Raw genomic sequence first — 19170 nt, 5'->3', positions numbered from 1 at the left:
GTGCCTGACACCATCACCACTACGCACCTATCAGCCCGCTTCACAGAACCGGAATCCCGATGCCCCTCTTCGACCTCCCGCTTGAGCAGCTCCGAAACTACACGTCCGCCGTCACCGCTCCCGCGGATCTTGACGCCTTCTGGGACCGCACCATCAGCGAAGCCCGGGAGCACCCGCTGGACGCAGTCTTCGAGCCCGTGGACAACTACCTGACCGTGATCGACACCTTCGACGTCACGTTCTCCGGCTTTGGCGGTTCCCCGGTGAAGGGCTGGCTGCACCTGCCGGCGAACAGGCTGGCAGACGAGCCGCTTCCCGTCGTCGTGCAGTATGTGGGCTATTCGGGCGGGCGCGGGCTGTCCAACCAGGACACCAAGTGGGCGCAGGCCGGCTATGCGCACTTCATCATGGACACCCGCGGGCAGGGTTACGGCGGACTCCTGGGCCACACGGCGGACCCGCACCCTTCCGCGGGCGATGTGGCGCACGCGGGACTGATGACCCGGGGTGCCTCAAGCCGCGAGGACTACTACTACCGCCGGGTCTACGTGGACGCCTTCCGTGCGGTCGAAGCGGCCCAGGCACATCCCGCCGTCGACGCCTCACGGGTCGTGGTGGCGGGCGTCAGCCAGGGCGGTGGCATCACCGTTGCGGTGGCCGGCCTCGCGGCCGGAAGGCTCGACGGCGTGATCGCCGCGCTGCCGGACGTGCCGTTCCTGCAGGACTTCCCGCGCGCCATCGACATCACGCCGCGCGGGCCCTATCCCGAAATCGCCTCATTCCTCGCCCGCCACCGCGACCGCTACGAGTCCGTCCTGGCCGTGCTGAACTACTTCGACGGCGTCAACCTGGGACGGGCGGCAACGGCCCCGGCGCTGTTCTCGGCCGCGCAGGCGGACGACATCTGCCCGCCGTCGACCGTCTTTGCCAGCTTCAACGCCTACGGAACGGCCCCTGGAAACGAGGTTCCGGCGAAGGACATCGAGGTGTACCGCTTCAACAACCATGAGGGCGGCCAGGAACACCAGTGGAACCGCCAGCTGGAGTACCTGCGCAAGCTCCTCGGCTAACCCCCTCCCAACTAGGTAGCAGCAGGTGTCGTTTTGTCGTCTCAAAACGACACCTGCTGCTACCTAGTTGGGTCCGGAAGGGCGGGCGGGCGGTCGATGGGGCGTAACGGGGACTTTTTGTGACGCCTCCGGTTTGCGGCGGATGGTTTCCGCGGTTATGGTCTTCGCTATGACTAACCGTTGGTATGCGTATTTTTCGTTGGCTCTGGAGGGGCCCGCGTCTAACTGACACGCATCCAACTTTCCTTCAGAGCCAACAGGGCAGGGATCATTCTCTGCCCTTCGCCATTTCTCCGGCGGGTTCTGATCTGGGCCCGCTCCGCACCACCCGGAACAGGACCCGCACACATGAGCACCGCAGCCGCTACCGAAACGCAGCCTTCCTCTTCGCCGGAAGGCCCTGCGTCCGCGCAGAAATCCACGTCCAACCTGCGTGTCAGTGAATTCCAGGCGCTGCCGACTCCTCAGGACATGATCGCGGAACTGCCGCTGGACGCCCGGGTGGCAGACGTCGTCGAACGTGGCAGGGACGAAGTCCGGGCCATCATGGACGGCGTGGACGACCGACTGCTGGTGATTGTGGGACCCTGCTCCATCCATGACCCCAAGGCCGGCCTGGAATACGCCCGCCGGCTGGTGAGCCAGGCCGAGAAGCACAAGGAAGACCTGCTGATCGTCATGCGGACGTACTTCGAGAAGCCCCGCACCACGGTGGGCTGGAAGGGCCTCATCAACGATCCCCACCTGGACGGTAGCCACGACATCGCCACGGGGCTGCGCGCGGCCCGCCAGTTCCTCAAGCAGGTCACCTCGCTGGGCCTCCCCACAGCCACGGAATTCCTGGAACCCATCAGCCCGCAGTACATGGCCGACCTCGTCTCCTGGGGCGCTATTGGTGCCCGCACCACCGAAAGCCAGATCCACCGCCAGCTGGTTTCCGGGCTGTCCATGCCCGTCGGATTCAAGAACGGGACCGACGGCGACCTCCAGGTTGCCGTCGACGCCTGCAGTGCCGCCGCGGCCCCCCAGGCATTCCTGGGAATCGACGGTGACGGCCGGGCCGCACTCGTGGCCACGGCCGGCAACCCGGACACCCACGTAATCCTCCGCGGCGGACGCAAGGGCCCCAACTACTCCGCGGCGGACGTCGAAGCAGCCTCGGCCAAACTGGCAGGCAAGCAGCTCAACCCCAGGCTTATTGTGGACGCCAGCCACGCCAACAGCGGCAAGAGCCACCACCGCCAGGCCGAGGTGGCCCTGGAAATCGGCGCGCAGCTCGAAGACGGCGGGGCAGCGGCCTCGGCAATTGCCGGCGTCATGCTGGAGAGCTTCCTGGTGGGCGGGGCGCAGAACCTCGATGTGGCCGAGCACGCGGCCGGCACCGACGAGCTGGTGTACGGCCAGAGCGTGACGGACGCCTGCATGGAATGGGATGTTACGGCGTCGGTGCTGGGCCAGCTGGCAGCATCCGCCCGCAAGCGGCGGGACGCCCTGGCGGCCTGAATTTTCCCGGGGATACACCGAAAACTGGTACCGCCCAATGACTTTCACAATGGCACCATCAGCCACTAGAGTAACTAGCACAGGGTAGGTTGATGGCTCAGCATCGGCACACCGCAATGGGGTTTCAATGGGGTTGCCTTTATCAGCTGTTAACAAAGGAATAAGGGAAATGTCCGCAGAGTCGAACTTCTCGAACGCTCAGTTCTTGACTGTGGCCGAAGTGGCCGAGCTCATGCGCGTTTCCAAAATGACCGTGTACCGCCTTGTCCATTCCGGAGAGATGCCGGCCGTCCGCTTCGGCCGGTCCTTCCGGGTTCCGGAGTCCGCCGTCGAACAGTACGTCAAGGGTGCTGTTGTGGAAGGCCAGTCGGACACCGCCTGAGCTCCTCGCGGCCGCCGCGGAGGTGTCCCTTCGGGAGTGCGGTCAGTGGGTGCGCCGGATAAGCGGTACCCTGTTAGGGAACGTTTTTCGTTATTGTAAGAATCTGTTTGTTGTTTAGTCTGTTGCCTAGTCCACGGACCTCTTCCATCAGACAGGTAGTCCATCTAGTTTGTAAGGAACTTTCGTGGGTTCAGTTATTAAGAAGCGTCGCAAGCGTATGGCCAAGAAGAAGCACCGCAAGTTGCTTCGTAAGACCCGCCACCAGCGCCGTAACAAGAAGTAGAGATACTTCCTACAGCGTGAGATGCCCGTTGCCTTTGGCAGCGGGCATTTTTCTTTGGCGCGGTGGTTCCGGGTCGGGCGGCGGTTCCGGGCTGAGCGGCGGTTCCGGGTTGAGCGGCGGCCCGCGTTAGACCGTAGGGCCGCGGAAGCGGGTGAAGCCCCTCCAGAGGCCGTACACGGCGCCACCAACCGTGGCGGCCTTGAGGCCAAGCGTGGCGGCGCGGCGTCCCGAGCGGAAATCGTACACAGGCCAGTTGTTCTCGCGGGCGTGGCGGCGGAGCCGGGCATCGGGGTTGATGGCCACGGGGTGGCCCACCATGCTCAGCAGCGGAATGTCGTTGTGGGAATCGCTGTAGGCCCAGCAGCGCTTAAGGTCGAGGTCCTCGGCGTCAGCGATGCCCTGGACAGCCACCGCCTTGGCCTGGCCGTGCAGGATGTCGCCCACCAGCCGGCCGGTGTAGGCGCCGTCTTCGATTTCGCCCACGGTTCCCAGCGCACCGGTCAGGCCGAGCCGGGTGGAAATCACCGTGGCCACCTCGATGGGGGTCGCCGTGACCAGCCACACCATGCGTCCCACCCGGAGGTGCTGCTGGGCCAGTGCCTTGGCTCCGGGCCAGATCCTGGACTCGATCATTTCGTCGAAGACTTCTTCGCCGAGGGCCTTGATGTCCTCGACGGTAATTCCGGCGGCCAGAGTCAGGGCCGAATCCCGGACTGCATGGACATCGTCCATGTTCTCGCCGCGCAGGATGAATTTGAACTGCTTCCATGCCATCCCGGCAGCCTGCGGCAGGGTGAACGCGCCGCGCTGATGCATTTTCCGGGCCACGTGGAAGAGGCTGGCGCCCTTCATGAGGGTGTTGTCGACGTCGAAGAAGGCGGCCTCGCCGTGCTGCAACGCACCGGCCGGCTGCCGGACTACGGCGACGTACTTCTCCTCGGGCATGACTTGAGTCTAGTCAATGGTCGAGTCCACGCTGGCCCGGCCCGGCTGTCGTGGCCCCGCCGGCGCGGCGGGGCGGCAGCCCGGGCTACGGTTAAGACATGGCAAAACCCGACGTCGTCCTGATCACCAAAGCTGACTGCCACCTCTGCGAGGCGGCGCGCGACGCCGTCGGACGGGTCACTGCCGCTTTGGGACTTGAGTGGACGGAACAACTGGTGGATAACCAGCCGGAGCTGCGCGAGCGTTACGCAGAAGAGATCCCCGTGGTGCTGGTGGACGGGATCCAGCGTGACTTCTGGAAGATCGATGAAACCCGCCTGGAACGGATCCTTCGCCAGGCCGTGGCCAAGTAGGCGCGGCGACTCCTGCTTTGTTGGCAGCGCGGACGGGGCTCTAGAGTGGACTCACAACGCGACGCAATGGAGCAGATAGTGACTTCGCTGGATTCATCCCCCGAGGCTGTGCACGGGGACAGTGGAACTGCGGCCAAGCAGATTCCGCCCGCGGCCGTGGCTCGGCTGACCATCTATTTGCGCGCCCTCACCACCATGCTGGCCGAAGGCGTGGAACGCGTCTCCTCCGAGTCCCTGGCGGAAGCTTCCGGCGTCAGCTCGTCCACCCTCCGTAAGGACCTCTCGCACGTGGGGTCCTACGGCACGCGCGGCGTTGGCTACGAAGTGCAGTACCTCAGCCGCAACATTTCGGCCGCGCTCGGGCTTACCCGCGACTGGAAAGTGGCGATCGTGGGCGCCGGTAACCTCGGCAAGGCCCTGGCGCGGTATGGCGGCTTCGAATCGCGGGGATTCGACGTCGTGGCCATTTTCGATGCCGACCAGATGGTGGTGGGCAACGAGGTGGGCTGGCTGCGGGTCAGCGACGTAGCGGACCTCGAAACCGTCCTCCATCGGACCGGCGCCAACATGGTGGTGCTGGCACTGCCGGCCGCCGTGGCGCAGGGCGTCTGCGACCGCGTCATCGCCGCCGGAGTGCGGAGCATCCTCAGCTTTGCGCCGGTCATGCTTCAGGTGCCGCCGGGCGTGAACCTGCGCAAGGTTGACATGGCCACCGAGCTCCAGATCCTGGCCTACCACGCCCAGCGGATCCAGTCCCCGGACGACGGCGAGTAGCACCGCCGTTGACGGCCGGTCCACCCTCCGTTCAGGCGTTAGCGGCCGTAAGGGTACCCCGGCTGCCCGTAAGGGCTTGCGAACGGGTGGTACCTCCTGAAATACGGCGCCGCGGCGGGGAGGTACAGGAGCACCATCGCAGCGGCCCCGGCCAGGATGGCCGGCGTGCCCAGCCCCATTTGCAGAACGCCCAGCAGGGAGAATGCCGCCAGGATGGTGCCAAGGACCCGGGCCCAGTTCCGCCCCTTCCGGATGTTGAACGCCACCAGCGCATACATCAGCACCCCGATGGCAGCCATCAGCACCACCATTCCCACGATGATGCCCTTGAGGGCCTCAAAATCCATGTCAGCCCCGCTGGTTGCCAGCCTTGCGTCGAACTGCCGGCGCATGGCGGGGTCGTCGATTGAACCCAGCGAGAGGAACACCGAGCCAGCCCACAGGAGGCAGGCGAGGACCAGCAGCCAGAAGGAGGCATTCACCAGCGGGGGAGCGGCGCTTGCCGCCGAGTTTCCCCGTTGTGGCAGTTCCGAGGGGTAGACCATGTACTGCTGCTGCCCGAACTGCTGCGGCTGCCCGAACTGGGGTGCCTGACCGTATTGCGGCTGCCCGTACTGGGGCTGCGCGTACTGTGACGGGCCCTGCCCGTGTGGCGCTTGCGAGTACTGTGACGGGCCCTGCCCGTGTGGGGGCTGTGCGTACTGCGGCGCCTGGCCGTACTGACCGCCGGATGCGGAATCGCCGGGGTACGACGGCGGGACGGGCGGAGTGCTCATGGTTGATCCTTTGCAAGTCGGTTACTGAGTAACGGGCCCACCGGGATCAGCCACATCATCCTGCCCCCAGCGTGATTTTGCTAACACGGTACCGCGTGCACGGGCTATCTGTGCATAGTTTCCGCCTCAATTTCGGCTCAAGGGCCATCCGGGCCAACGCAAAGGGCGCGGACTCCGGGGGCTGGCGATTGATCTCGCCTGGGCCGTCCAAAGTCCACGCCCTCTGGCTGTGGAACGGTGGTGCTGACGCGGTTAGCGGCCGTACGGGTTACCCGGCTGCGAGTAGGGGCCGCCGAAAGGCTGCTGCTTCTGGAAGTAAGGTGCCGACGCCGGGAGGTAGAGCATCACGATGGCCGCGATGCCAAGCAGTGCCGAGATGGTGCCGATGCTCAACGGAACCAGGCTGAAAATCGACAGGGCGGCCAGGACGGTGCCCAGGATGCGTGCCCAGTTCTTGCCCTTGCGCACGTTGAACGCCACCAGGGCGTACAGGCCGGCGCCGATGAGGCCAATGACCACCATCATGCCGATGACAACTCCCTTGATTGACGCAAAGTCGATGTCGGCCCCGCTGGCCCGCATCTGCTCTTCGAACTGGCTCCGAATTGCGGGATCATCGAGCGCGGGAATGGCTATCAGCATGGAAATGACGTAGAGGACGCCCGCCGCAATGATCATCCAGAACGCATTGTTGACCATTTTCGGGACCCCGCCGGCTGCGGCACCCTGCGGCTGTTCGGACGGGTACTGGGCGTACGGGGACTGGCCATACTGCTGCGGCGCCTGGCCGTAGGGCTGCTGGCCGTACTGGGGAGCGTTCTGGCCGTACTGGGGCGCCGCCGGGGGCTGCTGGCCGTACTGCTGCTGCCCGAACTGGGGAGCGTTCTGCCCATACTGCTGCTGCCCGTACTGCGGAGCGTTTTGGCCGTACTGGGGCGCTGCCGGGGGTTGCTGGCCGGGCTGGGGAGCGTTCTGGCCGTACTGCTGCGGGGCGTTTTGGCCGTACTGGGGCGCTGCCGGGGGCTGCTGGCCGGGCTGCGGAGCGTCGGGGCCGGGCTTGCCGTTCTCCGGTTCGTTCGGGTTGGCCGGGCTTGCTGGGGGCGTGCTCATAGTTGGTCCTTTGCGGGTCGACAACTGACTAAACGGGTACCGGGATCAGAAACGGTTCCCTGCCCCCAGCATGGTTTGGTTCAACCGTACCCCGCTCCGGCTCGACGGTGGATCATTCCGGAGAGGTATTCCGGCCGGCCGGATGATGTGGCCGGCCGGCGCCCCGGCGCACGCGGGCGCGTGAGGCACAGCAAACCGCGTTAAACACAGCACCCGCTCCGTCGCGGTGACGGTGCGGGTGCTGTGTATCGACTATGCGAAGTAATTACGCGGCAGGTGCGATGAACGCGAGCTCGAGGTTGATGCCCACCTTGTCGCTGACAAGCACGCCTCCGGCTTCGAGGACGGCGTTCCAGGTCAGGCCGAAGTCCTTGCGGCTGATGGTGGTTTCGGCGGTCAGGCCGGCGCGGGTGTTGCCGAAGGGATCGACAGCCACACCGTGGAGCTCGGTCTCGAGGGCCACGGGGCGGGTGACGCCCTTGATGGTCAGGTCGCCCTGAAGCTCGTAGGCGTCGCCCTTGGGAACGATGGCGTTGGAAACGAAGGAGATTTCCGGGAACTTCTCGACGTCGAAGAAGTCTTCGCCGCGGACGTGGCCGTCGCGGTTGACGTCGCCCGAGTCAAAGCTGGCGGTCTGGATGGTGGCGTTGACCTTGGATTCGGCAACGTTCTCGGAAAGTTCCAGGGTCGCCGCGGCGTCTTTGAACTGGCCGCGGACCTTGCTGATTCCTGCGTGGCGCACGGTGAAGCCGATTTCGCTGTGGGAGTTGTCGAGGGTCCAGGTGCCGGTGGTGACGTTGGTGGGCAGTGCCATGGTGTTGCTCCTTGTGATCTGTGGTGGAAAGACTCTTGCGGAAGGACATCTGATCGCCAGCTGATCCTTCTTGCTTGAAGTCTCAACTAACTGCTTCACCCAGTATAAACATGCATTTGCATCTTTTATTCCAACTCCCGGGAACATTTTTGAAAACTCCTCAGTTCTACTCCTTGTAGAAGATTTCAGATCACCCGACATCTTTGAGAAACTGGTACACATGCCCCAAGCCACTGTTCATCTCCTCCGCCACGGCGAGGTCCATAATCCGGACGGCGTCCTCTACGGACGGCTGCCGGAATTCCACCTCTCCGAACTCGGGCAGCAGATGGCCAAGACGCTCGCTGTGCACTTCAGCGACCGCGTTGCCGGCGGGGCGAACATTGTGCATCTGGTGGCCTCGCCACTCACCCGCGCGCAGGAAACCGCCCTCCCCATTTCGGAAGCGCTGAACCTCGAAATCCACACCGAGGCCCGCATCATTGAAGCCGGAAACCACTTCGAAGGACTCCGGGTCAACAAGGCGGAGCTCTTCAAGCCCAAGCACTGGCTGCACCTGCGCAATCCGTTTGTTCCGTCATGGGGCGAGCCCTACAAGGACCAGGCGGCACGCGTCATTGCCGCCGTCCAGGATGCCCGTCGCCGCGCCATCGAGCTGGGCGGCGAGGATGCCGAAGCCATCCTGGTCAGCCACCAGCTCCCCATCTGGTCCACCCGCCTGAGCGCCGAGGGTAAACCCCTCTGGCACGATCCGCGCAAGCGCGAATGCACGCTCACGTCCATCACCTCGCTGGTATTCGACGACGACGGCACCCTCCTCCGCGTGGACTACAGCGAGCCCGCTGCCGCGCTTTTGCCCGGCGCCTCGAGCACTCCGGGGGCCTGAGCGTGTCCGGATCCAACGTCAACAATTCAGGCAGCGCGGACAGCAAAGTGATGCGCTCCGCCTCCCGCCGCAGTGTCCTGGCCGCGGGCGGCCTGGGGCTGGCCGCCCTCACCCTGGGGCTTTCCGCGTGCGCCCAGGAGGACGCACTGGCCAAACAGGCCAAGGCCGGGGACAACAAGAACTACGTGGCCGGCGACGGGTCCGTGACCGAATTCGCCGCTGCCGACCGTAAGTCCGCCGTCACCATCAAGGGAACCCTCTTCGACGGCACCGCAGTGGAGCCCGCGGACTTCGTCGGCAAGGTCACCGTGCTCAACTTCTGGTTCGCTGCCTGTGCGCCGTGCCGCGTCGAGGCGCCGTCGCTTGAAGCCCTCCACCAGGAATTCAAGGGGCAGGGCGTGCAGTTCTACGGCGTGAACCTCCGGGACGAGAAGGCCGCCGCTGAGGCGTTCGACAAGACTTTCAACCTGACCTACCCCAGCTTCAATGACAAGGACGGCGGCGTGCTCCTGGCCGTGTCCGGGCTGGTTCCTCCCGGTGCCGTGCCCACCACGCTGGTGCTGGACAAGCAGGGCCGGGTAGCCTCCCGGGTCCTGGGCGAAATCCAAAAGGGCACACTCAAGGCCCTCATTACCGCCGCCGCGGCAGAGTAACGGCGGCGCCCTTACCGTGAACAGCCCCTTCGCCGAAGCCATCCTGAACGGTTCCCTGCTGCTTGCCATTCCCGTGGCACTGCTCGCCGGACTCGTCTCCTTCCTCTCACCGTGCGTCCTTCCGCTGGTGCCGGGCTACCTCGGCTACGTCACCGGACTGACGGGCGTGGACCTGGAGAAGCAGAAGCGCGGCCGGATGCTGGCCGGAATCGGCCTGTTCGTGCTCGGCTTCTCGGTGATTTTTGTCCTGCTGGGCGGCGCGTTCGGCCAGTTGGGATCCATGATCAGCGGCGGCCAGAACGCCTGGATCACGCAGGTGCTGGGCGTCCTCGTGATCATTATGGGCGTGGTGTTCATGGGTGGCTTCGGCTGGCTGCAGCGGGACGCCAAGATCCATGCCAAGCCGCCTGCCGGACTGTGGGGTGCGCCGTTGCTGGGCATCACCTTCGGCCTCGGCTGGGCGCCGTGCATCGGCCCCACGTACTCCGCCGTCCAACTGCTGAGCATGTCCGGCGGGTCCTCGGCCGCCAAGGGCGCGTTCCTGGCCTTCGTCTACAGCCTCGGACTGGGCATCCCCTTCCTGCTGATTGCCCTGGCCGTGCGCCGGGGCGTCGGTGTGATGTCCTTCTTCCGCAAGCACCGGCTCGCCATCCAGCGGATCGGCGGCGGAATCCTGGTGGTCCTCGGCCTCTTGATGGCCAGCGGCGTGTGGGGTGCCTGGGTTTCCGGGTTGCAGTACTGGTTCCAAACCGATGTGAAATTGCCGATCTGATGAGCGAGCGAGTGAACGAAAAGAAGAAGCCTGCACCGCAAAAAACACCGGACAACGCTACAGCCACCCCGGTGGCCAACGCCAAGGCGGAAGCCGCCCTTCCGGCGCTGGGAATCAAGGGCATGCTCCGCTGGGCCTGGACCCAGCTGACCAGCATGCGCACCGCGTTGTTCCTGCTCCTGCTGCTGGCTGTTGCCGCGGTGCCCGGATCCCTGTTCCCGCAGCGGCCCGCGAACCCTTCGATCGTCACGCAGTACATCAAGGACCACCCCGAGTACGGCAAGATCCTGGATTCCCTCCAGCTCTACGACGTCTACTCCTCCGCGTGGTTCTCCGCCATCTACATCCTGCTGTTCATCTCGCTGATCGGCTGCGTGGTTCCCCGCGCGATTGCCCACTACAAGGCAATGCGCTCCCAGCCCCCGCGGACTCCGGCCAGGCTCTCCCGCCTGCCCGAATACGGCACACTGGTGATCCCCGCGGACGCCGGGATCCCGGCGTCGCGCGCTATTACGGACGCTGCCGCGAAGCTGAAGAACCGCGGCTACCGCGTGGATGTCAGGGACGACGACGGCGCGCGGCCCTCTTTGGGGGCCGAGCGCGGCTTCCTGAAGGAAGTGGGCAACCTGGTGTTCCACACCTCGCTGATCGGCGTCCTGGTGTCCGTGGCGGCCGGCGGCCTGTTCGGCTACAGCGGGCAGCGGATCCTGGTGGAGGGCGACACCTTCGTGAACACCCTGGTGGGTTACGACCAGTTCACCCCGGGCACCAACTTCCAGAGCAGCCAGCTCCAGCCCTACTCCATCCAGCTGGACAAGTTCCAGATCACGTTCGACCGCGAATCGAAGGGCAAGTTCGGCCAGCCCATCGACTTCAAGGCGGACGTGACCACCCGGGAAACCCCGGACGCGGCGCCGGAGAAGCAGGTGCTGAAGGTCAACGATCCCGTCAGCCTGGGCGGTACCAGCATCTACCTCACCGGCAACGGTTACGCCCCCGTGGTCACCATCCGCGACGGCGCCGGCAATGTTGCCATGCAGGGACCCGTGGTGGCCAAGCTGCAGGGGGACAACTACTACTCCTCCGTGGTGATCAAGGTACCCGATGCCCGGCCGGACCAGCTCGGGTTCGCCGGCTTCTTCCTGCCCACCGCATTCGTCACCGAGGAAGGCGTTTCCTTCAGCGGGGACCCGGAGCTGATCAACCCGCAGCTCACGCTGAACTCGTACTTCGGTGACCTCGGCCTGGACGCCGGCTCCCCGCAGAACGTCTTCGAACTCGATGTTAAGAAGCTGACGCCGCTCAACGCCCGGAACCTTGACGCCGGCGGCATCACCCTGGCTCCCGGCAGCACCTACACGCTCCCGAACGGCAAGGGCTCCATCAGCTTCGACGGCGTGAAGCGCTACATCGGCGTGGACATCCACCACAACCCGGGCCAGCTGTACGCCCTGATTTTCGCCCTGCTTGCCGTGGCCGGGCTGGTGACGTCCCTGTATGTGAACCGACGCAGGGTGTGGGTCCGCACGGGCACGCATCCGGACGGCCGCACCATGGTGGAATACGGACTCCTGGCCCGCGGCGAAGACCACCGCCTCGCGGCTGAAGCAGAAACCATCCGCGGCCTGCTGACGGACGAATGGGGCCTGGACTCCCAGAAAGCTCCCAGCGGGACGGTGGATAATGGCCCGGCGGACAGTGTCCCCGGTGGCAGCGTCCCCGCAGGCGGTATCCCCGGCGAAGCCTCCACGGAATCGCGCACAGAAGACTTCATCCAGTCAACAGCAGGCTCAGCCGAGTCGAAGAAGGACCAGTAATGCCATTTGGAATCAACGAAACCATGGGCCAGTACAGCGAGCTCTTTATGCTGCTGGCTGCGGGCACGTACACGGTTGCCTTTATCGCCTTCGCCTGGGACCTGGCGAAGAGCAGCAAAGCGCTTCGGGCGATTGACCTTAAAGCCGCCGCCGCTGCGTCCGCGACGGCCAAGGTTCCGGTGGGTGCCGGCGTGGGTGCCGGCGGCTCCGTTGAGCGCGCCGATGCCGATGCTGATGTTGACCGCGCCGCTTCGGACGTCAGCGGGCCTGCCGGCCGTGCCGAGCGGCCGTCGTCGGCTACCGGCCGAGCGTCCAAAGGTGCCGGTTCAGGCGCCGGGCAGACCGCCGACGGCGACATGCGCTATGCCGCCGAACGCCGCGTTCCCGCCCGTGTTGCGGTTGCCCTGACGGTGCTGGGTGCCGTGATCCACGCCGCGGGTGTGGTCACGCGCGCCCTCGGTGCAGGCCGCGTGCCGTGGGGCAACATGTACGAGTTCCTCACCACCGGCGCCTTTGTGGCCGTGGCTGTCTTCCTCCTGGTGCTGATCCGCCGCGACCTGCGGTTCCTGGGAACGTTCGTGATCGGCCTGGCCATCATCATGCTCGTGGCGGCCTCCGTGGCCTACTGGACGCCCGTGGGCCACCTGGTGCCGGCGCTGCAGAGCTACTGGCTGATCATCCACGTGTCCATCGCCGTGATGTCCTCCGCGCTGTTCACCCTGACCTTCGCGATGTCCGCCCTGCAGCTGGTGCAGGCGCACCGGCAGAAGGCGATCGCGGCCGGCGGCCAGGACAAGCTGGGCTTCATGCGCCTGGTGCCGTCCGCGCTGAGCCTGGAAAACCTGTCCTACCGCATCAACGCGATCGCCTTTGTGGGCTGGACCTTCACCCTGATGTTCGGTGCCATCTGGGCCGAGAAGGCCTGGGGCCGCTTCTGGGGCTGGGACACCAAGGAAGTCTGGACGTTCGTGATCTGGGTGGTCTACGCAGGCTACCTACATGCCCGTGCCACCCGCGGCTGGACCGGTACCCGTGCCGCGTGGCTGTCGATCGTGGGTTACCTCTGCGTGATCTTCAACTTCACCATCGTCAATCAGTTCTTCAACGGCCTGCACTCCTACTCGGGGCTGTAGCCGGCACACGCGTCCCCGCGGCGCGATGGGCTCCATGATTTGCCGATTAAGGCCGCTAAGCCACTGGTTTAGCGGCCTTAAGCGTCAAACGGGCAATGTATTGCGCTGGTTCAACGACGACGGGTTGCAGGTTAACGACGGCGGGAATCCTGCCCGGGATCTCGGCTGGGGCGCCCGCCCTGCTTGACGGACCATTTGCCACTTTTGGCCGCTAAGCCACTGGTTTAGCGGCCTTAAGCGTCAAACGGGCAGTGAACTGCACTGGTTCAACGACGACGGCGGGCCGGTTCCGGTGTCCAGCCCCGATCCACGAGCGCTTTGCGGACCCGGGTGACGGCCCGTGGCTCCATCCCGGGCGCGAGCACGTCGAGGTCCGCCTGGGTCAACACCACCACCCGCCACCCGGCTTCCCTGGCATTCTCGTCGCGGAAGATGTCGCTTCGCCGTTGAACTGCCGAGGCATGGTGCCCGCCGTCGTACTGGATGGCCACTTTCTCGCGCTCTTAGGACATGTCCGGGTCCTGGATCCAGCGGCCCATTTCATCAAACATGGGTACGTTGATGGCGGGCTCGGGAAGGCCGTGGCGGCACAGCAGCAGCCTTACTTCCGTCTCCTTGGCTGAGTCTGTGTTGGCCCGCAACAGGGCACGGGCCCGCATGGCGCTGCGGTAGCCTGGCCTGCCGGCCTTGCCCGCCAGGAAGATGTCCAGCTCAGCAAGCGAGGACAGCGGATCCCTCCGCCGGATGAGGAAATCTCCGGCGCTCACCAGGTCATCGGGGCTAAGAATGCCGGCAAGGTCGAACCAGGTCCGCAGGGGAGAGGTGCACCGGAGGTGCCGGCCGGCTGTGATCTCGCCGGGTGCCAGGTCCAGTTGGTGGCCCACCACACCCTTCCGCCGGACCGCCCGCTGACCGAGGGGAAAGGTCAAATGGATGAGTTCAATGCCTGGCCACTCCAGCGGAAGCGGAAATCCCCACAGGGCCGCCGCGGAAAGATGGCTCACCACGGCCCCCGTGACCGCGCCCAGGGCGGAGGCGCGGAGCAGCAGTGTGTCCTCAGCCGGCGCTGAAATCCGTGCCCCGGTGCACGGCCTCGCTAGGTCGCGGGCTCGAAGACGACGCCTGGTGAGTCCCGCTGACCGGGCCTGCTCCAGCGTGAAGGGCCGGTGTCGGAGAGCCTCGGGGAGCTGGGGTGGAGGGCGCATAGGAGCATTGTGTCCCGGCGGAATGAGGGCATTCGGCTTATCCACAGTCTGGTGCTGATGTGGAGGAGAAGTGCCGGGCGACGGGCGTGGGGCGGGGCACGCCGGATGCGGGCGGAGCGGGCGGGAACGGGCACCTCTCGGACGCCGCCTCTTGCCACAATTGGCCGCTTAGTACGGGCCAGAGCGGCCAAAACCGGCAAACGGGTGACGTGCCGCGTGCCGGGGCGATGGCAGAGCGGGCCGACGGGTGGAGGGGTGCTCCCAGGCCTTACTTGACCTCGTCCGTGCCGTGCGAGTCGGTCTCGGGGTGGTGTGATTCCTCGGGGTGGGTCTCGCCACGGCGGCCGCCGTTCGGCTTACCGTTGCCCTCTGCGCCGCCCGCGCCGGACGTGCCGCCGTTGACCTTGCGTTCCTTGGCCTGCAGCTCGTCCTTGAGCTTCTTGAGGCGGTCCGCTTCAGCCTGGTTGCGCCGGCGGAGTTCGAGGTTGCGCAGGAAATCGGGGTCATCATCCGGTGCCGTGGTGTGGCTGTAGGTCTGCGGGGCGGGACGGTTGCCCCGCGGCCGTCCGATGATGAACCACAGTGCCGCACCCACAACGGGAAGGACAACCACAACGACGATCCAGGCCGTCTTGGAGATGCCCCTGGTGAGGTGCTTGTCAGTCCGGATCACGTCCACGATGCCATAGACATATATGGCAAGAACGGCAACGGCGACCAGTACACGGGGCATACCACCAGTCTACCGTCAGGTACGCCGGTGCCGGACGGCTAAACTTGGACTGTGGCCTTTATGAGATACTCCCTGATCCGTCTGGCACTCTTTGTGCCGCTGTTCGTACTGTTCAGCTTCCTCCAGCTCGGCATGCTGCTCTCCGCAGTGTGCGCCGGCCTGATCGCTTTCGCCATCAGCTACCTGTTCTTCCAGAAGCAGCGCGACGCCGCTACCGCCACCCTGCATGAACGGTTCTCCGGCCGGGCCAAGCCCATCCGCAGCGCCGGTGAGGTTGAAGACGCGGACGCCGAGGACACCCTGGTGGACGCCAACCCGGACATCACCGTCCGCTCCGAAATTCCCCGCACGGAAGCTCCCCGCAAGGAAGCCTGAGCCGTTCCGCTTACAGGCCGTGGCTGAGCACAAGGCCCAGGGAGAACAGCACGCTGTAGCCCAAATTGATCAGGCCCGTCTGCTTCAGGACGGGGATCAGGCTCTTGCGCTTGCGGCCGTTGATCATCAGCCATGACGGCATCAGGCTGGCGGGGATCAGCAGCAGCACAATGAGCATCCACGGGCGTCCCGGTGCCAGGACGATCACCAGCAGGATGGCGACGGCAAGCATCAAAACGTAGCTCTCGCGGGCGTGCTTGTCGCCCAGCCGCACGGCCAGTGTCTTCTTGCCCGCCTGCATGTCCGTGGGGATATCCCGGACGTTGTTGGCCATCAGGAGTGCGCATGCAATCAAGCCGGTGCCGATCGCGCCGACGACGGCTGGCAGGCTGATCTGTCCCGCCTGCGTGTAGGTGGTGCCCAGGGTGGCTACCAAGCCGAAGAACACAAACACAAACACGTCCCCCAGGCCCATGTAGCCATAGGGGTTCTTGCCGCCGGTGTATCCCCAGGCGGCCAGGACGCAGCCCAGACCCACCAGGATCAGCCACCACGCCTGCGTGATGAGCACCAGGACCAGGCCGAACAGCATGGCCACGCCAAATGCCGTGAACGCCGCGCGCTTCACCATTTCCGGCTTGGCGGCGCCGGAGCCCACCAGGCGGAGCGGGCCCACGCGGTCCTCGTCGGTGCCGCGGATGCCGTCCGAGTAGTCGTTCGCGTAGTTCACCCCGACCTGGAGCAGCAGCGCCACCAGCGCGGCCAGGACGGCGTTGAGCGGCTTGAAGGCGTCCAGGTCGAAGGCAGCGGCGGTGCCGATCAGGACCGGCGCGATGGCAGCCGGAAGAGTGCGCGGGCGGGCGCCTTGGATCCATTGTGCGGCTGTAGCCACGGTAAGTACTCCGATTGGTTCGTTGTTCGGTTCAGCTTGGGAAGAGCTTCTCTATTTTCCCTGATGCCGGGCGTCCAGCAGAACAGTCATGCCCAGCCGGTCCGGTTTGCCGTTGGGCAGCCTCATCAGTTCGCCGGCTGCGAGGACGGTTTTCGGCGCCAGCGGACCCAAAACGCCCAGGGCGTCGTGCCGCTTTTCGGTGAAGTCTTCGACGCCGGCGGGGGAGTCGTCCTCCACGGCAAGGTAAGCCGCCACGGCCTGGCCCCACTCCGCTGACGGTACGCCGGCAACAAAAGCCGCGCGCACGCCGTCGAGCTTTTCCAACTCTGCCTGCACGTGCGTGGCGGAAACCTTCACGCCTCCGGTGATGATGACGTCGTCGGCCCTGCCCAGCACAGTGAGCTTCCCGGTGGCGTCAATGGAGCCGAGGTCGCTGGTGCGGTACCAGCGGACGCCGTCCTCCTCGAAGAACGCATCGGCAGTGAGGGCGGGTTCGTCGAGGTAGCCCGCGGCAAGCGTTGCTCCGCCCAGCAGGATTCTGCCGTCCCCGTCCACCCGGGCCAGCACGTCTCCGAGCGGGAAGCCGTCGTACACGCAGCCGCCGCAGGTTTCCGCGGAGCCGTAGGTGGTGATCACGCGGGCGCCGGCGTCGCGGGCTGCCGCAAGTAATTCGGGTGACGCGGGGCCGCCGCCGAGCAGGATGCCATTGAACCGGCGCAGAACGGCGAGCGTTTCGGCCGAGGGCGAGTCCAGCAGCCGCTGCAGCTGGGTGGGAACCAGTGAGGTGAAGCGGATCTTGTCCGTGAGCTCCTGGGCTGCCGCGGTGAACGCCTCCGGAGTGAACCCGTCGGAGAGGTCCATGGCCCACGGGCGGGTTCCGGCGAACAGAGAACGCACCAGGACCTGGACGCCGGCCACGTACTGGAGGGGGAGGGCGAGCAGCCACTGGCCCTCCCCCTTGAGCGCGAAGGCGGTGGCCACGGAGGACGCCGCCAGGGCCTCCACCGTGAGGACCGTCGCCTTGGGCGTGCCCGTTGAACCGGAGGTTCGCACCACCACGGCGGCATCCTCGTAGCCCGGCGTTTCCACAGCGGAGACCACGATGTTCCCGTCGGCGTCGGCGGAAAGTTCGACGGCGGGTCCCTCACCGTGGAGGGCGTCCGCCAGCGCTTTCAGCGCGGGTTCGATGTTCGGGGGCTGGGAAGTCACAGGCTGCCTTCGGGGTAGGTCGGGCTTAGAAGTAGTAAGGAAACTGCGACCAGTCGGGATCGCGTTTCTCCAGGAAGGCTTCCTTGCCCTCCACGGCTTCGTCCGTCATGTACGCCAGCCGGGTGGCTTCCCCCGCGAACACCTGCTGGCCGGCCAGGCCGTCGTCGGCCAGGTTGAAGGCGAACTTGAGCATCCGGATGGCCTGCGGCGACTGCCGGGCGATGTCCGCCGCATACTCCAGCGCCACGTCCTCGAGCCGGTCGTGGTCCACGGCCTCGTTCACGGCGCCCATCCGCACCATGTCCTCGGCCGAGTATTCGCGGGCCAGGAAGAAGATCTCACGCGCGGCCTTCTGGCCGATCTGGCGGGCCAGCAGCGCGGAGCCGTAGCCGGCGTCGAAACTTCCCACCGTGGCGTCCGTCTGTTTGAACTTGCCGTGCTGGCGCGAGGCGATGGTGAGGTCGGAGACCACGTGCAGCGAGTGACCGCCGCCGGCAGCCCAGCCGTTCACGACGGCGATGACCACCTTGGGCATGGTGCGCATCAGCCGCTGGACTTCCAGGATGTGGAGCCGGCCCGCGCGGGCGGGGTCGATGGTCTCCTTGGTTTCACCCTCTGCGTACCTGTAGCCGTCACGTCCGCGGATCCGCTGGTCCCCGCCGGAGCAGAACGAGTGCCCGCCGTCCTTGGCCGAGGGCCCGTTTCCGGTGAGGAGCACGGTGGCCACGTTGGGGGTCATGCGGGCGTGGTCCATGGCACGGTAGAGCTCGTCCACGGTGCCGGGGCGGAAGGCGTTCCGGACCTCCGGGCGGTTGAAGGCAATGCGGACGGTGGGGAGGTCCCGCAGCACGGCGCCGTCCGAATCCCGCTCCACCTGCCGGTGGTACGTCATGTCCTGGAAGTCGTCGAAGCCGGCCACGGTGCGCCACCGCGAGGGGTCAAAGACGTCGGATACCTTGGCTGGGAATACGTTGCTCACAGACCGAGTCTAGTAATCGCCTCAGCTGATGCAGAACTCGTTGCCTTCCGGGTCCGCCATGGTGTGCCAGGAGTGCGGGCCCTGGTTGGCGCTCCAGAGGAACGTTGCACCCCGCGCTTCGAGCTCCTGGCGGGCCACGTCCTTGTCCTTGCCCTCAAGGCGGACGTCCCAGTGCACGCGGTTCTTGACGGTCTTTTCCTCCGGTGCGGTCTGGAAGAGCATGCGGCGCGCGGGTGCCTTGGCGTCGATTTCTTCCGCCGGGCGGATCGCCGCGCCGGCCTGCCAGACCAGCTTGCCGTGATGGGTGGTGGTCTCGGCTTCGGTGGCGAACCCCTGCTCGATCATGGACCGGATGAACGCTTCGTCCTGCGGCTCCACCGCCCAGTCCAGGGTTTCGGCCCACCAGTCGGCCAGCTCATGCGGATTCCTGCAGTCGATTGCTATCTGAATGTTGAGTCCCATTACTCAAAACTACGACGCCGGCGTCCCCGCCGGAAGGGGCCCGC

Annotated in this window: 23 protein-coding genes; 12 read left to right on the top strand and 11 right to left on the bottom strand. The window is 65.8% G+C overall.

Annotation, left to right across the window (positions count from 1 at the left end):
• The first annotated feature begins 59 nt into the window (after positions 1-59).
• The 4 genes from AC1MDG_RS16995 (at position 60) to AC1MDG_RS16980 (ending at position 3238) form a co-directional block, all read left to right on the top strand.
• Positions 60-1070, top strand: coding sequence for an acetylxylan esterase (locus AC1MDG_RS16995; RefSeq protein ID WP_479805390.1), 1011 nt, complete (start codon positions 60-62; stop codon positions 1068-1070).
• Between the two features lie 348 nt (positions 1071-1418).
• Complete coding sequence (locus AC1MDG_RS16990; RefSeq protein WP_479805388.1) at positions 1419-2573, top strand: 3-deoxy-7-phosphoheptulonate synthase; 1155 nt, start codon at positions 1419-1421, stop codon at positions 2571-2573.
• Positions 2574-2742: 169 nt separating this feature from the next.
• Entirely contained in the window at positions 2743-2955 is a 213-nt protein-coding gene (locus AC1MDG_RS16985; RefSeq protein WP_043429999.1) for a helix-turn-helix domain-containing protein, read from the top strand.
• A 184-nt stretch (positions 2956-3139) separates the two neighbouring features.
• Entirely contained in the window at positions 3140-3238 is a 99-nt protein-coding gene (locus tag AC1MDG_RS16980) for a 30S ribosomal protein bS22 (protein WP_003792170.1), read from the top strand.
• 126 nt (positions 3239-3364) lie between these two features.
• Here AC1MDG_RS16980 and AC1MDG_RS16975 read toward each other — a convergent pair whose 3' ends face one another.
• Positions 3365-4183 carry an HAD family hydrolase gene (locus AC1MDG_RS16975; RefSeq protein WP_043483638.1) on the bottom strand — a complete coding sequence of 273 codons (819 nt, stop codon included), beginning with the start codon at positions 4181-4183 and terminating at the stop codon, positions 3365-3367.
• A gap of 98 nt (positions 4184-4281) precedes the next feature.
• Between AC1MDG_RS16975 and AC1MDG_RS16970 the strand changes: the two genes are divergently transcribed.
• Positions 4282-4536, top strand: coding sequence for a glutaredoxin family protein (locus tag AC1MDG_RS16970; RefSeq protein WP_043483637.1), 255 nt, complete (start codon positions 4282-4284; stop codon positions 4534-4536).
• A gap of 78 nt (positions 4537-4614) precedes the next feature.
• Entirely contained in the window at positions 4615-5310 is a 696-nt protein-coding gene (locus tag AC1MDG_RS16965; RefSeq protein WP_479805385.1) for a redox-sensing transcriptional repressor Rex, read from the top strand.
• 38 nt (positions 5311-5348) lie between these two features.
• On the opposite strand, the gene AC1MDG_RS16960 is transcribed toward AC1MDG_RS16965, so the two are convergent.
• The 3 genes from AC1MDG_RS16960 to AC1MDG_RS16950 form a co-directional block, all read right to left on the bottom strand.
• Positions 5349-6086: a hypothetical protein gene (locus AC1MDG_RS16960; RefSeq protein WP_479805383.1), complete on the bottom strand. Its 738-nt coding sequence runs from the start codon at positions 6084-6086 to the stop codon at positions 5349-5351.
• Between the two features lie 252 nt (positions 6087-6338).
• On the bottom strand, positions 6339-7196 hold the full coding sequence (locus AC1MDG_RS16955; RefSeq protein ID WP_479805382.1) for a hypothetical protein: 858 nt from the start codon (positions 7194-7196) through the stop codon (positions 6339-6341).
• A 265-nt stretch (positions 7197-7461) separates the two neighbouring features.
• Positions 7462-8010, bottom strand: coding sequence for a YceI family protein (locus AC1MDG_RS16950; protein ID WP_479805380.1), 549 nt, complete (start codon positions 8008-8010; stop codon positions 7462-7464).
• A gap of 220 nt (positions 8011-8230) precedes the next feature.
• Between AC1MDG_RS16950 and AC1MDG_RS16945 the strand changes: the two genes are divergently transcribed.
• From AC1MDG_RS16945 to ccsB, 5 genes are read left to right on the top strand one after another with little or no spacing between them, the layout of a single operon-like run.
• The gene (locus tag AC1MDG_RS16945; RefSeq protein WP_479805378.1) at positions 8231-8896 is read left to right on the top strand and encodes a histidine phosphatase family protein; all 666 of its coding nucleotides are present in this window, start codon (positions 8231-8233) and stop codon (positions 8894-8896) included.
• A gap of 50 nt (positions 8897-8946) precedes the next feature.
• Entirely contained in the window at positions 8947-9549 is a 603-nt protein-coding gene (locus AC1MDG_RS16940; protein ID WP_479809127.1) for a TlpA family protein disulfide reductase, read from the top strand.
• A gap of 16 nt (positions 9550-9565) precedes the next feature.
• Positions 9566-10321, top strand: a complete 756-nt coding sequence (locus tag AC1MDG_RS16935; RefSeq protein WP_043483621.1) for a cytochrome c biogenesis CcdA family protein — start codon at positions 9566-9568, stop codon at positions 10319-10321.
• Positions 10321-12138, top strand: a complete 1818-nt coding sequence (gene resB / locus AC1MDG_RS16930) for a cytochrome c biogenesis protein ResB (RefSeq protein WP_479805376.1) — start codon at positions 10321-10323, stop codon at positions 12136-12138. Before AC1MDG_RS16935 ends, resB begins: the two co-directional genes overlap by 1 nt.
• Positions 12138-13271 carry a c-type cytochrome biogenesis protein CcsB gene (gene ccsB / locus AC1MDG_RS16925; RefSeq protein ID WP_479805374.1) on the top strand — a complete coding sequence of 378 codons (1134 nt, stop codon included), beginning with the start codon at positions 12138-12140 and terminating at the stop codon, positions 13269-13271. Before resB ends, ccsB begins: the two co-directional genes overlap by 1 nt.
• A 266-nt stretch (positions 13272-13537) precedes the next feature.
• Here the strand turns inward: ccsB and AC1MDG_RS16920 are convergent, their stop codons facing one another.
• The 3 genes from AC1MDG_RS16920 to AC1MDG_RS16910 form a co-directional block, all read right to left on the bottom strand.
• On the bottom strand, positions 13538-13762 hold the full coding sequence (locus AC1MDG_RS16920) for a hypothetical protein (RefSeq protein WP_479805372.1): 225 nt from the start codon (positions 13760-13762) through the stop codon (positions 13538-13540).
• A 12-nt stretch (positions 13763-13774) separates the two neighbouring features.
• Positions 13775-14476, bottom strand: coding sequence for a hypothetical protein (locus AC1MDG_RS16915; protein ID WP_479805370.1), 702 nt, complete (start codon positions 14474-14476; stop codon positions 13775-13777).
• A 268-nt stretch (positions 14477-14744) separates the two neighbouring features.
• Positions 14745-15209 carry a PLDc N-terminal domain-containing protein gene (locus tag AC1MDG_RS16910; protein WP_479805368.1) on the bottom strand — a complete coding sequence of 155 codons (465 nt, stop codon included), beginning with the start codon at positions 15207-15209 and terminating at the stop codon, positions 14745-14747.
• 60 nt (positions 15210-15269) lie between these two features.
• Between AC1MDG_RS16910 and AC1MDG_RS16905 the strand changes: the two genes are divergently transcribed.
• Complete coding sequence (locus AC1MDG_RS16905; protein WP_479809126.1) at positions 15270-15584, top strand: DUF4229 domain-containing protein; 315 nt, start codon at positions 15270-15272, stop codon at positions 15582-15584.
• Between the two features lie 10 nt (positions 15585-15594).
• On the opposite strand, the gene AC1MDG_RS16900 is transcribed toward AC1MDG_RS16905, so the two are convergent.
• Genes AC1MDG_RS16900 through AC1MDG_RS16885 form a run of 4 tightly spaced genes read right to left on the bottom strand, consistent with a single transcriptional unit; the run spans position 15595 to position 19126 of the window.
• A complete protein-coding gene (locus tag AC1MDG_RS16900) occupies positions 15595-16476 on the bottom strand; it encodes a 1,4-dihydroxy-2-naphthoate polyprenyltransferase (RefSeq protein ID WP_479805366.1) in 882 nt (293 codons plus the stop codon).
• 51 nt (positions 16477-16527) lie between these two features.
• Entirely contained in the window at positions 16528-17685 is a 1158-nt protein-coding gene (locus AC1MDG_RS16895; RefSeq protein ID WP_479805364.1) for an AMP-binding protein, read from the bottom strand.
• Between the two features lie 25 nt (positions 17686-17710).
• Positions 17711-18664 (bottom strand): 1,4-dihydroxy-2-naphthoyl-CoA synthase, encoded by a 954-nt coding sequence (locus AC1MDG_RS16890; RefSeq protein ID WP_479805362.1) that lies wholly within the window; start codon positions 18662-18664, stop codon positions 17711-17713.
• A gap of 21 nt (positions 18665-18685) precedes the next feature.
• Positions 18686-19126, bottom strand: a complete 441-nt coding sequence (locus tag AC1MDG_RS16885) for a VOC family protein (protein WP_479805360.1) — start codon at positions 19124-19126, stop codon at positions 18686-18688.
• Positions 19127-19170 lie beyond the last annotated feature (44 nt).

It is taken from the genome of Arthrobacter sp. AIWTK1 (assembly GCF_056680535.1).
Note: the sequence above shows the minus strand (reverse complement) of the source record. Positions and strands in the feature narration are given on the sequence as shown.